Source organism: Nocardia sp. CA-128927, from assembly GCF_050955855.1.
In the GTDB taxonomy this organism is placed as follows: domain Bacteria; phylum Actinomycetota; class Actinomycetes; order Mycobacteriales; family Mycobacteriaceae; genus Nocardia.
Genome location: NZ_CP192087.1, coordinates 3,772,122 through 3,785,855 on the forward strand (window position 1 = coordinate 3,772,122; position 13,734 = coordinate 3,785,855).

General features: G+C 67.9%; 13 protein-coding genes. 8 read left to right on the forward strand and 5 right to left on the reverse strand.

Annotation, left to right across the window (positions count from 1 at the left end; all coding sequences use genetic code 11):
* Positions 1–6: 6 nt before the first annotated feature.
* The 4 genes from ACQPW1_RS17825 to ACQPW1_RS17840 all read right to left on the reverse strand — a co-directional run bounded on the left by ACQPW1_RS17825 (position 7) and on the right by ACQPW1_RS17840 (position 2,238).
* Positions 7–342, reverse strand: coding sequence for a MazG nucleotide pyrophosphohydrolase domain-containing protein (locus ACQPW1_RS17825; protein WP_433663796.1), 336 nt, complete (start codon positions 340–342; stop codon positions 7–9).
* Between the two features lie 193 nt (positions 343–535).
* Positions 536–859, reverse strand: a complete 324-nt coding sequence (locus ACQPW1_RS17830) for a FitA-like ribbon-helix-helix domain-containing protein (protein ID WP_433663797.1) — start codon at positions 857–859, stop codon at positions 536–538.
* A 52-nt stretch (positions 860–911) separates the two neighbouring features.
* On the reverse strand, positions 912–1,544 hold the full coding sequence (locus ACQPW1_RS17835; protein ID WP_433663798.1) for a histone deacetylase: 633 nt from the start codon (positions 1,542–1,544) through the stop codon (positions 912–914).
* 31 nt (positions 1,545–1,575) lie between these two features.
* Positions 1,576–2,238, reverse strand: a complete 663-nt coding sequence (locus ACQPW1_RS17840) for a class I SAM-dependent methyltransferase (protein ID WP_433663799.1) — start codon at positions 2,236–2,238, stop codon at positions 1,576–1,578.
* Between the two features lie 59 nt (positions 2,239–2,297).
* Between ACQPW1_RS17840 and ACQPW1_RS17845 the strand changes: the two genes are divergently transcribed.
* The 8 genes from ACQPW1_RS17845 (at position 2,298) to ACQPW1_RS17880 (ending at position 12,782) form a co-directional block, all read left to right on the forward strand.
* Positions 2,298–3,086, forward strand: coding sequence for a glutamate racemase (locus tag ACQPW1_RS17845; RefSeq protein WP_433663800.1), 789 nt, complete (start codon positions 2,298–2,300; stop codon positions 3,084–3,086).
* A gap of 69 nt (positions 3,087–3,155) precedes the next feature.
* The gene (locus ACQPW1_RS17850; RefSeq protein WP_433663801.1) at positions 3,156–4,103 is read left to right on the forward strand and encodes a winged helix-turn-helix transcriptional regulator; all 948 of its coding nucleotides are present in this window, start codon (positions 3,156–3,158) and stop codon (positions 4,101–4,103) included.
* Between the two features lie 81 nt (positions 4,104–4,184).
* Entirely contained in the window at positions 4,185–5,645 is a 1,461-nt protein-coding gene (locus ACQPW1_RS17855) for a carotenoid oxygenase family protein (protein WP_433663802.1), read from the forward strand.
* On the forward strand, positions 5,642–6,631 hold the full coding sequence (locus ACQPW1_RS17860) for an LLM class F420-dependent oxidoreductase (protein ID WP_433663803.1): 990 nt from the start codon (positions 5,642–5,644) through the stop codon (positions 6,629–6,631). Before ACQPW1_RS17855 ends, ACQPW1_RS17860 begins: the two co-directional genes overlap by 4 nt.
* Positions 6,624–7,808 carry a thiolase family protein gene (locus tag ACQPW1_RS17865; RefSeq protein WP_433663804.1) on the forward strand — a complete coding sequence of 395 codons (1,185 nt, stop codon included), beginning with the start codon at positions 6,624–6,626 and terminating at the stop codon, positions 7,806–7,808. The genes ACQPW1_RS17860 and ACQPW1_RS17865 overlap by 8 nt, the downstream gene beginning before the upstream one ends.
* A 10-nt stretch (positions 7,809–7,818) precedes the next feature.
* A complete protein-coding gene (locus tag ACQPW1_RS17870) occupies positions 7,819–9,561 on the forward strand; it encodes a class I adenylate-forming enzyme family protein (protein ID WP_433663805.1) in 1,743 nt (580 codons plus the stop codon).
* 56 nt (positions 9,562–9,617) lie between these two features.
* Positions 9,618–10,856 (forward strand): acetyl-CoA acetyltransferase, encoded by a 1,239-nt coding sequence (locus ACQPW1_RS17875; protein WP_433663806.1) that lies wholly within the window; start codon positions 9,618–9,620, stop codon positions 10,854–10,856.
* A gap of 249 nt (positions 10,857–11,105) precedes the next feature.
* Positions 11,106–12,782, forward strand: a complete 1,677-nt coding sequence (locus ACQPW1_RS17880; RefSeq protein WP_433663807.1) for a hypothetical protein — start codon at positions 11,106–11,108, stop codon at positions 12,780–12,782.
* 26 nt (positions 12,783–12,808) lie between these two features.
* On the opposite strand, the gene ACQPW1_RS17885 is transcribed toward ACQPW1_RS17880, so the two are convergent.
* On the reverse strand, positions 12,809–13,723 hold the full coding sequence (locus ACQPW1_RS17885) for a MerR family transcriptional regulator (protein ID WP_433663808.1): 915 nt from the start codon (positions 13,721–13,723) through the stop codon (positions 12,809–12,811).
* Between the last annotated feature and the right edge of the window lie 11 nt (positions 13,724–13,734).

Below are 13,734 nucleotides of genomic sequence, written 5' to 3' on the forward strand. Positions count from 1 at the left end.
ATCCGATCAACCATCTCGGCCGGCCAGTCGGGCCGAGATCGTTTGCTCCAGTTCGCCCATCGTCGTGGTGAACGCGCTTTCGAGGTCCACCCCGTACCGGTGAGCCAGAATCAGCACGGACCAAAGACAGTCGGCGAGTTCGTGTTCCAGCGTGGGGCGGCCGCCAGGCATCGATCGGGTGCCCTCGGCCGCCATGACCAGTTTCGCGAGATCGCCTACGTCCCCGACGAATCCGAGCATGAAGTCCGCTCGGGTCCACGTTCGCCCGCGTTCGGCGAGGTTCAGTTCGTCGTAGAGATCGTGAATGGTGATGGCCTGGGCTTGAAGTTCGTGAATGTCCACACCACGTGTCTACCGGGGCGCTGGGCGCTCGCGGCTATCTGGGCGTCCATCACTTCACCGACGGAAGGTTTCGGCCGTTTCAGCATCAGATCTGCGTAGCAGAACGCGGGAACGGTGGCGAGCCACGCAGCGACAACGGGATGTTTCTCCGGTGTCATGGCGGCTGCGATGACGTTGGTATCGAGGATCAGCATTACTTCGATGAATCATCATGGCGCACAACAATTTCTGGAATGTCACCGTCGAGTGCTTCGCGCAACTGTGCGAGCCGCCCCAACAGGGCCGCACCCGACAGCGGGTTGACCACCGGTACCGGGTTCTCGTCAGCGTCCACGGCCCGCGCGAGAATGGCGCGCACCTCTGCTTCCATGGAGCGGCCGTTGCTGGTGGCGCGCTTTTGGATGGTTGCCTTGATCGCCGGATCGAGGTTGCGCACGATCAGGTTGCTCGAGGCCGGTTTCTTGGCCGCCGATTTGCCGACCTTGGGTGTCTTGATCGTTGCCACGACATCAATCATGGCGCTATGCCCTCGTTGCTTGTCCGCGCGCAGGTGGTCGCGCATACTGCGGTCAGGTTGCGAGGAGGGCGGCGAGGGTTTCGGGGGTCCAGGCGAGGTCAGCGCCGGGGCGGGTGGCGAGGTAGGTGGCGGTGGTTTCGATTGTCCAACTGTGGGATTCGATGAGACCGGCGGCCAGATGGCGTAGGTAGGGGGCGGAGGGTGGGTTGCCGGGGAAGTGGTTGTGCGGCCAGGGGGCGGTGCAGGTGAGGATGGGGTGGTTCTCGAATGTTCCTGCGTACGAGAGGGTTTCGTATCGTCCGGGGCCGAGTGGGGCGCGGCCGTTGGTGATCGCTTCGGTCAGATCCAGGTCTGCGCCGGGTGTTCGGTACATCTCCTGGGCGGCGATATCGGAGAACTGGGCGGCCGTGAGCAGGTAGGCGCGGGCGGCGGTCTCGCCCGGTCCGTCCGGGTCGTAGAACGCGCGCCCGCCGGTCCACACCAACGATTCGGTGGCGAAATACAGCAGGCCCGGCAGCATGATGGGCACCGAGCGCGCGGGCTCGGCCGGATCGCGGCAGCCGGGCACCGCTCGCGCCCCACCCTCCGGCGTGCCTCCGTTGAGGTAGCAGCGCAGGCGGCTGAGGTGCATGTTGGATCCGTATGCCGCGTACCAGACCAGGCCCGCATCGCCGTTCTCGGTCACACCACCATCCTGCCGCCCAGGTTTCGAGACGTCAGCCCCGCTTGAACACCGCACGCCAGCGCGTGAAGCCGGGCCGCCCGGCGGGGGATACCTGCTCGACGCGGGTCGACCGGAGATCTTCGACCGCGAACGCATCGATCTCGGTGCGGGTGAGCGGCCATGGCGGCCCGTCCACCTCCTCGCCTTCCTCTCGAATCCCCGCGATGACGAGCAGATCGCCACCCGGCGCCACCATCCGCGCGACGTTCGCGGTCGCCACGGCGCGCAACGACACCGGCAGTGACTGCACGGTGATCGACTCGACAACCAGATCGAACGCACCCACCCACTCGGCGGGCGGATCGAGCAGATCGGCGACGACATAGTTCACCGAGGAGGCCGGAAAGCGTTCGCGCGCAGTCGATATCGCGGTTTCCGCGATATCGAACCCGGTCGTCTCGAAGCCGAGCTCGGCCAGGTGCTCGGTATCGCGCCCCAACCCGCAGCCGACCACGATGGCCCGCATCCCGCCGGTCCGCTCGTGCCGCTCGAGCCAGTCGACCAGCAGCTCGTTCGGCTCGGCCGCATCCCACGGCACCACCGCCGCACCATCGGCGGCCGCCACATACAGTCGCTCGAACCATCCAGTCGGGTCACCTTGCGCCAGCGAATCGGTAGCCAGCCGGGTCGCATCGGCATCACGAGAATCGGTCACTCGCCGAGTCTGTCAGGCGCCCTCGGCGACCGCACTGTGACACCGGGCATGATCTGACGGTGACCTCTCTACGACAACCGATCGCGGTCTTCGACGCGGGCCTCGGCAGCTACTCGGCGGTGGAACTGTTGCATCGGCGCCTGCCCGACCGGGACCTCGTCTACCTGGCCGACCGGGCCAGCTTTCCGTACGGCGCGAAGGATCGGACCGAGTTGTTGTCGGTGGTCGATCGCGCGGTCCGGTTCCTCGCGGAGTTCGAACCGAGCGCGATCCTGTTGGCCTCCAACGCCCCTTCGGTGACCATCCTCGATGATCTGCGCTGCCCGGTCCCGATCTTCGGGGTGCGGCCGCCGGTGCGGGAAGCTCTGGCGGTGGCCAATGAGGTGGCCGTGCTGGGTGTGCGGTCGCTGGTGGAAAGCGTTGAGCTGACTGACTTTCTGCGCGCGGAAGCAGGTTCGGCGAGCACGCGGGTGCATGCGGTGAACGCCTCGTCGCTGGTGGAACTGGTGGAGAGCGGCGACTTCCTGTTCCGTCGCGAGCACACCGCGACCGTCGTCGGCGACTTCCTGAACACCCTGCTCGCGGCGCATTCCGGCATCGACGCGGTAACCCTGTCCAGCACCCACTTGCCTTGGCTGCGTGGCTATTTCGAGCGCGCACGCCCCGAGCTACGTCTGTTCGACCCCATCGAAGGCGTGGTCGACCAACTCCGCCCACTCTCGGCACCGGGCAGCGGCACCGTCCTCGGCCTGATCACCGAGAACGAGCACTACCCGGCGAGCGAGTTCCGCGAGATGCTCGCCCGGCTCGAGATCGACCTCGAGCTGGAGTCCGTCGTCATCCCTTGATCAACCCAGATTCGACTACAGTTAATGAAGTGCAACTAGGCGGCCATGGATCGGGAGGTGAACGCGCGGATGACCGATGAGCCGATCGACCCCGGGCAACCCGCCCCGCACCCCGTCGCGGCCACCTTCGACCTGCTCGGCGACCGCCTGACGCTGACGATCCTGCGGCATGCGTTCGTCAACCACACCCGCAGGTTCAACCAGTGGATCGAACGCACCGGCGCCCCACCCGCCGTCCTCACCGCCAGACTCACCGCCCTCGTCGACGCGGGCGTCTTCGTCCGCACCCCGCAGGCGGCCGCACCGGACCGCTTCGACTATCTGCTCACCGATCTGGGCTTGGCGACCTGGGAAATCCTCGTCTCCGTCTGGAGCTGGCAGCGCGAGTGGACCGCAGAAGGCGCGCTGCACCCGGACCTGGTGCACGACGCATGCGGCCACCGCGGCCCGCCGGTGCTGATGTGCCGAGGCTGCGGCCACACGGTGACCCCGCGCGACACCGATGTCGATCTCGGCGACGATGCGTTGTTGCGCTTCACTTCCAGTGGCAGGCGCCGCGCCCGCGCGCCCGTCTCCGCTCGAACCGATATGCAGTTCGACGAGGTCATGGAGGCGATCGGCGACCGGTGGAGCGCCACGGTGACCGGCCTCGCGCTGGCCGGTATGCGGCGCTTCAGCGCGTTCCGCACGGCCATGAACATGTCGCCCACCACATTGACCGAACGACTGTCCCGCCTGTGCGACGCCGAGATCCTGCGCCGCTCCGGCGAGGGCTCCGGACGTGAATACCGGCTGACCCCGCGTGGGCGGGCCCTGTTCGCGATCTACGCCTTCCTGCTCGCCTGGTCGGATCTCGCCCACCCCGGAGCCCCCGAACCAGGCCTGCGCATCCGGCATCGCGAATGCGGCGCGGACCTGGCGCCCGCACTGCGTTGCCGCGGCTGCGACGCCAGGCTCGACCGCGCCGACGTCCGGTTCGAACCCGTGTCACAGGCCGTGCTCGACCGCCTCGCCTGAGTCCGCCGACCAGGCACTCTTGACACCATTCATTGAGACGCGTATCACTTCATTAACTGTAGTGAAGGGGTTAGGCAACTCATGACGCTCAAGGAAGAACTCATCGCGCCGGCCGCGCAAGCGCTGACCAACCCGTATCTGGAGGGCATGTACGCGCCCACCGCCGAGGAGATCACCGCGACCGACCTCACCGTCCTGCACGGCGAGCTCCCCACCGACCTCGACGGCGTCTACGTCCGCAACGGCCCCAACCCCCAGTTCGCGCCGATCGGCCGTTACCACTGGTTCGACGGCGACGGCATGCTGCACGCGGTGCACTTCGAGAACGGCAAGGCCACCTACCGCAACCGCTACATCCGCACCACCGAGTTCGAGGCCGAGCGTGCCGCGGGAACCGCGTTGTGGCGCGGCGTGATCGAGCCGTGGGACGACAACCCGGCGGGCGACCGACGGGAACGCAACTCCGCCAACACCGACGTCGTCTTCCATCACGGCAACCTGCTGTCGCTGTGGTACCGCGCGGGCAAACCCTATGCGCTGGACCCGATCAGCCTGGAGACCCGCGGCGTCGACACCTTCGGCGGCACGCTGCCCGGCGAGATCTCCGCGCACGCCAAAGTCGATGAGCGCACCGAGGAATTCATCTTCTTCGACTACGGCATCCACGCGCCGTACCTGCGCTACGGCATCGCCGACCCGTCCGGCACGGTCACCCATTACACCGGCCTCGAGCTGCCCGGCCCGCGGTTGCCGCACGACATGGCGATCACCGAGAACTACTCGATCCTGATGGATCTGCCGCTGTACAACGACCCGAGGGCCGCCGTGGCGGGCCGGTTCAAGCTGTTCTTCGATCGCACGCTGCCGAGCCGTTTCGCGGTGCTGCCCCGGCGCGGCGACGGTACGCAGGTGCGCTGGTTCGAGGCCGCGCCCGGCTACATCTATCACACGGTCAACTCGTGGGAAGACGGCGACGAGATCGTCATGGTGGTCTGCCGTGTCTCCAAGCCGAGCCCGGTATCGGACCGCGCGAATCCGCTCGCCCAGCTGCTGGCCTACCTGCGCCCCGAGGCGAAACTGCACAAGTACCGCTTCAACCTGCGCACCGGCGCCACCATCGAAGAGCCGATGGACGACGTCAACACCGAGTTCCCGGCCATCGATCAGGGCGTCACCGGACAGCGCGGCCGCTGGTCCTATCAAATGCGGCTGTCCGTCGACAGCACAATGCTTTTCGACGCCGTGATCAAGTACGACCTGCGCACCGGCGCCAAGCAGACCCAACCGTTCGGCGACGGCTTCTTCGGCAGCGAGCTCACCGTGGTGCCACGCCCGGACGCACGCGACGAGGACGACGCCTGGCTGACGATGTTCGCGTTCAACAGCCACACCCAGCTCTCGGAGGTGTGGATCTACGACGCCGCGGACCTTTCCGCCGGACCGGCGTGCCGCCTCGGCCTGCCGACCCGTGTGCCCCTCGGTTTCCATGCCACCTGGGTCAGCGGTGAGCGGATGCGCGCGGCCGCGCATCCGGTCGGGTGAGCGGCGCCGACCGTCGGCTGAGCGTGAGCCTGCCGTATTGGCAGGATCGCGATCCGCTGGAGGCGCTCGCGGTCGCCGAAGCCGCCGAGAAGCTGGGCTATCACCGGCTGTGGATCGGCGAGATGGCGACCTTCGACGCCTTCGCGGTGGCGACCGCGATCGGACTGGCGCCTGGTCGAATTCCGCTGTGTCTCGGACCATTTGCCGTCGATGTCCGCAGTCCCGCCACCATCGCCATGGGTGTCGCGAGCGTGGCCGCACTCACCGGCCGGTCCGTCGATGTCGCCATCGGCAGCTCGAGCACGGTCGTCGTGAGCGGCTGGCACGGTCGCGAAAGGCGTCGCACCGCAGCGCATCTAGAAGACTCGGCACGGATCCTGCGGGGGCTGCTCGCGGGCGACAAGGTCGATTTCGCGGGGGAGGTGGAGCACACCAGCGGCTACCGGCTCCGGCTCGAGCCACCGCACTCGTCCATCACCGTGGCTGCGTTCGGTACGCGGGCCTTGGCCGCCGCTGCCCGCACCGCTGACCGTGTGGTGCTGAATCTGGTAACTCCGGAACAGGTTTCGCGGTGCGCCGAGCTAGTTCGAAAGGCGGCCGATGAGGCAGGCGTACAGAGCCCCGCGATCTCGGTGTGGGTTACCGCCGCTGCGGATCCGACAGCCGAGATGCTGGCGACTGTCCGCCGAGGTGTCGTGGGCTACCTGCGTGCACCGGGCTACGACGCCATGTTCGAGGAGGCGGGCTTCGGTGAGGTCGTGCATCTTGCCCACAGTGGCGCGCATCCACGCGACGTATTGGCGTCCGTGCCCGACGAATTGCCTGCTGCCGTAGGCATGTTCGGTGACGACGCCACCCTGATCCGCCGCCTCGACGCGTATCGCAGCGCGGGCGCCGACGAGATCGTTGTCGTACCAGCCACTTCGGCCGACGACCCGGCGGGCCACCACACGCTCGAAACCCTCGCGAGGATCGACCATGACTGACGCCTACATCTACGACGCGATCCGGCTACCCCGCGCCCGGGTCCGCAAAGCTGGCGGCACTCTCGCCGAGATTCCACCCTACGAGCTGTTCGGACAGTTGCTCATCGCGCTGGAAAGCCGGTCGCTCAGTGCGGATTCGGTAGATGACATCTTGGTCGGCATCAGCACGACGGTGGGGGAGCAGGGCGGAAACCTGGCCCGTGCGGCGGCGTTGTGGGCGGGCTGGCCGGACGGGGTGCCCGGTGCCGTGGTCTCACGGTTGTGCTGCTCCGGGCTCGACGCGGTCGAGGGTGCCGCGGCCCGGGTAGCCGCGGGCTATGCCGACGTGATCGTCGCCGGTGGAGTGGAGTCGATGTCCCGGGTGCCGATGCTGTCGGATCGACCCGCCATCGCCACGGACACCGACCTGGGCGAACGCACCGGGTTCGTGACGATCGGCGTATCCGCGGACCTCACCGCCGCCTCCTACAGCATCACCCGCGCCGAACTCGACGCCTACGCCGTGCGGTCACACCAGAGAGCAACCGCCGCACCGAGTTCCGACTCCGTGGTGCCGGTACGCAAAGGCGGCACGGTGCTCCTCGAAGCCGATGAAGGGGCTCGCGCCGACGCGAACAGCGACGCTTTCGCCGCGCTACCCGCCCTGTTCGGCGACGATCCCGCATGGGAGCGCGTCGCCCGCAGCCTACCGGGGTCACCGCACCCGGCAGACGGCCTGCACACGATCGCCACGGCACCACAACTCGCCGACGGCGCCTCTGCCGTAGTGATCGGCAGCCTCCGCGCGGCAAAGGTGCTCGGCCGCGAGCCGATCGCCAGGATCGTCGGCACCGCGCAGACCGCGGTGCGCTCGCCGCTGCTGACCGCCCCGGCCACGGCGGCACGGCTGGCACTGAGCCGAGCGGGCATCACCGCCGCCGACCTGGATGTGGTGGAAGCCAACGAATCCTTCGCTGTCACTCCGATTCTGCTCACCAGGGAACTGGGCCTCGACCAAGAACTGGTCAACCCGTCCGGCGGCGCCCTCGCGGTCGGCCATCCCCTCGGGGCGACCGGCGGCAACCTCATCGTCCAAGCGCTCGACGCACTCACCCGCACGGGCGGCGAACACGCGCTGATCACCATTCCCGCGGCCCTCGGTCTGGGCGCCGCGGTCGTGCTGCGACGTCTGAACTGAAGGAAAACCCATGGCCGAGTCGCCGATCACCGCAGCCGATGTCGCCACCGACACGTCCGTACGCACCTGCCACCCCGCGGACACGGTGCGCGAGTATCTCGATCGCGGGTGGTGGCAGCCGGAAACGCTGCCAGAGCTCTTTCAGGGCCGAGTCGACGCGGCACCGGACGCACCCGCCATCACCGATCCCGCCAACCTCGCCACACTGACCGGAGCAGGGCCGCAGACCCTGTCCTGGCGCGAACTCGACGAGCGCGCTACCGATCTTGCGGCAGTGCTGTACCGCAACGGAATCCGGCAAGGCGACACCGTCGCGATCCTGCTCCCGAACTCGATCGCGTTGACGGCCACCTACTTCGCGCTGTGGCGGCTCGGCGCGGTCGCCACACCCATGCCCGCCTCGTACCGCCGCCATGAGCTGTCCGGCATCGTCACCGCCGCCGACGCGACCGCGATCATCACCGCGGGTGAACTGTCCGGACGCGAACTCGCCTGCGAGGCACTGGAAGTGGCCGGCGACTCGCGCACCGTCTTCGCCTTCGGCCCCGATGTGCCCGACGATGCCATCGCCCTGGACGCCCCGGCGGATACCGCCGACCGAGAGCGGCTGCGCTTCTACGTTCGCGGACTGACGATTTCGGTGAACGACCGAGTCACCATCTGCTGGACCAGCGGCACCGAGGCCGCGCCCAAAGGGATTCCCCGATGCCACGGCGACTGGCTCGCCATGGCGTGGGGCGTGCAGGACGGCCTGCACCTCACCCCGGAGTCGGTGCTGCTCAACCCCTTTCCCATGGTCAACATGGCGGGCTTCGCGGCGTCGTTCCTCCCGTGGCTGCTCACCGGCGGCCACCTGGTGCAACATCAACCGCTGGACCTGCCGGTGTTCCTCGGCCAGATCGCGCGGCATCGGGTAACACACACCAGCATGCCGCCCGCGCTGCTGACGATGCTGCTGCACAACGAGAAGCTGCGCACCTCGGTCGACCTGTCCTCGCTGCAACGGGTCGGTTCCGGTGGTGCGCCGTTGCCGCCCAGCGTGGTTCGCGGCTGGCAGGACGAACTCGGCATCGAAGTGCTCAACTTCTTCGGCTCCAACGAAGGCGTGTGCCTGATGGGTACGCCCGTCGACATCCCCGATCCGATCACCCGTGCGCAGCATCTGCCGCGCTACGGCGCGCCGGGTGTCCGCTGGGCCACGAGGCTCGCCGAGAGCACGCGGGTCAAGCTCGTCGACGTCACCACCGGCGCGACGGTCACGGAAGTCGTTGGGGCAGGGGAACTCCGGCTCGCGGGTCCCGCCGTGTTCGGCGGCTACCTGCCCGGCACCGCGACGGCCGAACCGTTCGACGAGGACGGGTTCCTGTGCAGCGGAGACGTATTCGAGCTGTGCGGCGCGGACGGCCGATATCTGCGTTTCGTCGACCGGATCAAGGAGATCATCATCCGCGGCGGCATGAACATCGCCCCGGCCGAGATCGAGGGACTGCTCGCCGACGCTCCCGGCGTCGCCGACGTCGCGGTGGTCGGCTACCCGGACCTGGTCCTCGGCGAAAAGTGTTGTGCCTTCGTTGTTCCCGCGCCCGGCGCAACTGTCACGTTGGACGGCCTCATCGAGCATCTGCGCGCCCGCGAGGTGGCGTCGTTCAAATTGCCAGAGCGGCTGGAGGTCGTCGAAACCCTGCCCCGCAACCCCGTCGGCAAGCTGCTCCGCCGCGAACTTCGAGCGGCGCTGACCGGCGACCGATCGTGACCGACAACAGGCCCACGACGCGCTGACGCCGTCCACCCACGACAACAGGAGTTCCCATGTCCACCACCACCATTCACCTACTCGGCGGCAGCCAAACCGATTTCGCCGTCAACTGGCACCGCGAAGGCAAGGGATTCGACGTACTGGTCGGTGCGGTAGTGGGTGCGACCCTCGCCGCGGCCAACATCGCGTCGGATGAGATCGGCGTGATCCACGTCGGCAACGCCTTCGGCCAGTTGTTCACCGGCCAAGCCCAACTCGGCGGCATGCCCGCCACGATCATCCCGGAACTCTGGGGCATCCCGTCCGGCAGGCACGAAGCCGCCTGTGCCTCCGGCAGTATGGCGCTGCTCGCCGCGATGGCGGATCTGGAATCGGGTCGCTACGACTGCGCGCTGGTGATCGGCGCGGAGCTGGAGAAGACCGTCCCGGGCGACGAGGCCGCCGGATATCTCGGTTCCGCCGCCTGGGTCGGCCACGAGGCCCAGGACACGAAGTTCGTGTGGCCCACCATGTTCGCCGAACTCGCCGACGAATACGACCGCCGCTACGGGCTCGACGACACCTACCTGCGCGCGATCAGCGAGCTGAACATCACCAACGCGCGCACCAACCCGCTTGCGCAGACCCGGAATTGGACGTTCACCCCGGACAGCTTCGGCGACGACGACACCGCCAACCCGCCGATGGTCGGCCGCCTGCGCCGTCAGGATTGCAGTCCGATGACCGACGGCGCCGCCGCGGTGATCCTGGTGTCGGATCGATTCTTGGCGCGGCGCAACGACTTACGGCCAGAGGAGCACGCGGTGGTCAGCGGCTGGGGTCATCGCACCGTAGGCCTGTCGATGGCGCAGAAGTTGCGCGCCTCCGCCGACGATCAGTACGTGTTTCCCCATGTGCGCCAAACGATGCTCGACGCACTGGCGCGTGCCGGACTACCTGACATCGACGCGGTAGACGGCATCGAGGTGCACGATTGCTTCTCCATGTCCGAGTACATGGCGATAGATCATCTCGGCATCACCGGTCCCGGCGAGAGCTGGAAAGCCGTGGCGGGCGGCGATATAGCGCGCGACGGCCGGTTGCCGGTCAACCCCGGCGGCGGATTGATCGGTGGTGGTCATCCTGTTGGTGCGACTGGTGTACGAATGGTACTCGATGCCTACAAACAGGTCACCGGACAAGCAGGAGCTTACCAAGTGCCGGACGCACGCCGGTTCGCCACCCTCAACCTGGGCGGGAGCGCCACGACCGCAGCGAGTTTCATCGTGGCGAGTCAGACGAAACGGTCATAGTGAAGTCGGGTTGTTCCTGATCTTGCCGTATTCGCCCACGGTGCAAAGACACTCGGCGACCGCCCGCTACTTTGCGGTTGCGGATCGTCCTACCTGTTCTATGATCATCCAGGAAACGCGGTCGCGGCACGCCGCATTCTCCTGGCAAATCGACGGTTTTCGCTGGCAACGGTGCGTCGACGGCGAATGCGATGTAGCCTTCCCACGCGTGATCACTTGTCTGCCATCGAATCTCCTCTTGGAGCCGAAATGACCATCCAGCATCCCATTGAGGACGAGGTCACACAGCTGGCGCGGCGGGTCGAGAAGGCCCGTGGCCGGCTGGCATACCAATTCGATCCCGCGCTGACCGAAGCGCTCTCCGAGGATGAGCTGCTAGCGGAACGTGAGCTTGCCGAGAAGATTCGCGGGCAAGACCGTGGTCAGCGCTGGAAAGAGGCTCAAGCCGCCGCGGGAGCGGCCGACCGCGCCAGGCAGACCACCGAAGCGATCGAGAAGGCCGACATGCGAGATCTACTGGTGGCCCGCAAGGCAATTGCTGCCCAGCGCCGTGAGTCGAGCCCGCATGCCAAACTGGCCTCCCTATATCGGCACCGCGCCTGGTCACTGCGCGCGCTGGCCGGCGTCGTCGCAGCGGGCATGCTGTGGTCCGCGGTCAACGTCCAGCACAACATCGCGCCCGGCGGTCCCGGTGACCCGCTGTACTGGTTCAGCTATCTGCTGGAAGGCATGATCAGCGTCTGCCTGATCATCATCATGATCGGCACCAACAAGGTGGCCGAGTGGGGTGTCGTAGACAACCGCAAGCAGGTGGTGGCCGCCGAGGTCGCCCTGCTCGGACTGACCGTCACCCTCAACACGTATCCGTACCTGCGCGCCGAGCATTGGTACGACGCCGCCGTGCACGCCGTCGCGCCGGTGATGATCGGCGTCTCGCTGCTCATCCACGACGCCGCCAGCGCGCGCTACGGCCTCGCCATCCACCGCGCCACCGACCAGGTCCGGGATCTGCCCGACCCGGCCGAGCAGATCCGGCGCACCCTGCCCACACTCGCCAGCTACCGGATGCGCCGTCCGGCGGCCGCGGAGATGATGGCGTCCAACGCGTTCGCCGAACTAACCGTCGAGGCCGAGCCGGACCCGCTCGCGGAATTGAACGCGGCACCGGTCGGCATCGTCGATCCCGAGATCGAGGACGCACCCACCGTCCTGATCGCGGACGAGGACGACACGGCCCCCGAGCCTCCGGCGCCGACCCGGTCCGCGTTCCGTTCGGCGGCCCCGGCGCCGTCGGCGAAGGTCGTGGCCGCCGCGACCCTCGGCAGCGACCTCACGGACGTCACGGCCGAGACCCGGCCGGTGGCGAAGTCCGAAAACGGCTCCGCCCTCAGCACTTCCAAGCCGGTCCAAGCTGACGAGCCGGTCGCGAAGAGCACGTCGAGCACTCCGGTGAACGGCGAAAAGCGCAACGGGGTAGACAGCAAGCCGATCACCGCGGTGAACGGCTCCAGCGCGCCGGCCAAGCCCGCCACCCCGGCGGCCACCAAGCCGGTCGTCGCCGCGGCGGCCCCGAAGCCGGCCACGCCGACCAAGGTCGCCGCGCAGCAGCCCGCCCCGGCCAAGCCGAACAAGCCCGCCTCGGAGAAGGTCACCGCGACATCCGCAGACCGGCCGTCCGCGAGCGCCGCCGCAAGCGCCACGACCGCCGCCATCAAGCGGCAGCCCGTCGCGGCCGACGAAAAGGCGACCACCTCAACCGATCCCAAGGCCGCCAAGGAAACTCCGGCCACCCCGGAGATCCACGACACCGGCCAGTTCCGCATCGCCGAGATCCTCGAACAGGAACTCGCCGAACTGCAGGCGGCCCGGCGCCGCGCCCGGACCAGCCGCAAGACGTCCACCCCCGCCGCCGGACGCGACCGCTAACCGAACCGGTTCAGCCTGCTGCGGACCTAGACCGTCTGCCGCAGCGCGTCCAACAGCCAGTAGTGCACGGCGCCCACCGTGGTCTCCGTGCCGGTGATATCGGCGGTGAGGCGCCAGAAGCGCCGTAGCCGAGGATCGGTATCCGTCGTGCCGGTGGTCAGTAGCTCGCGCCGGAAACCGGGTGTGTCCCGTTCGTGCCTGGCCGCCGCGTGGGCATGCACGTATCGGTCGAGTTCGGCTCCCGGATGGGGGTTTTCGTGGGCGGCCACCAGCGGCGCCGCGCCCTCGAACGCGTCGGCGACCGACATCACGAACTGCAGACGATCGCTGATCTGGTCGCGATCCGATCGCCAAATCTGATGCGTCATCGCCGTTTTGACGCGCGGGTCGCTGGTGAGGGTGGTGAGCTCGGCGCAGGCGACGACCTGCGCGGGTGCGGGCTCGCTCGGCAGTGGCGGCACGTTCATGTCGATGAACGAATCGAACTCCTCCCGCGGTAACGGCAGCAGGATGGGCCGCCAGAACGCGACAACACTGTCCAGCACCGCGCTCCGATCATGCACCGCGGCAAGCAGTTCCAGCAGCCCGGCGCGCTCCTCGGCCGGCGCGCTCTCGATGGCGCACAGTGCCGCGCGCCGCCAGTGCAGCGCGTCGAGTTCGGCATCGAGCGCGGCGCGTTCGGCGGCGGCCGCCTCGCTGATCGACTCGCTACCGTCCAGCACGCGCACGATCGCGGGCAGCGGCAAACCCATGGCCCGCAACCGGCGCACCAGCAGCAGCCGTTCGACCGCGTCGGCAGCGAACACCCGATGTCGGCCGCCGGTCCGGTGATACTCCAGAATCCCGCTGTCGCAGTAGAACCGGATCGTCCGGACGGGCACGCCGGTGCGCCGCGCCAGCTCGCCGATGCTCACCGCGACATGAAGTGTGTCCTCGGTCACAACAGCTTGCA

Excerpts from the sequence above, each read along its gene's own strand:
- ACQPW1_RS17850 (WP_433663801.1), top strand. The coding sequence starts at position 3,156 with ATGACCGATGAGCCGATCGACCCCGGGCAACCCGCCCCGCACCCCGTC.
- ACQPW1_RS17855 (WP_433663802.1), top strand. The coding sequence starts at position 4,185 with ATGACGCTCAAGGAAGAACTCATCGCGCCGGCCGCGCAAGCGCTGACC.
- ACQPW1_RS17875 (WP_433663806.1), top strand. The coding sequence starts at position 9,618 with ATGTCCACCACCACCATTCACCTACTCGGCGGCAGCCAAACCGATTTC.
- ACQPW1_RS17870 (WP_433663805.1), top strand. The coding sequence starts at position 7,819 with ATGGCCGAGTCGCCGATCACCGCAGCCGATGTCGCCACCGACACGTCC.
- ACQPW1_RS17880 (WP_433663807.1), top strand. The coding sequence starts at position 11,106 with ATGACCATCCAGCATCCCATTGAGGACGAGGTCACACAGCTGGCGCGG.
- ACQPW1_RS17865 (WP_433663804.1), top strand. The coding sequence starts at position 6,624 with ATGACTGACGCCTACATCTACGACGCGATCCGGCTACCCCGCGCCCGG.
- ACQPW1_RS17830 (WP_433663797.1), bottom strand. The coding sequence starts at position 859 with ATGATTGATGTCGTGGCAACGATCAAGACACCCAAGGTCGGCAAATCG.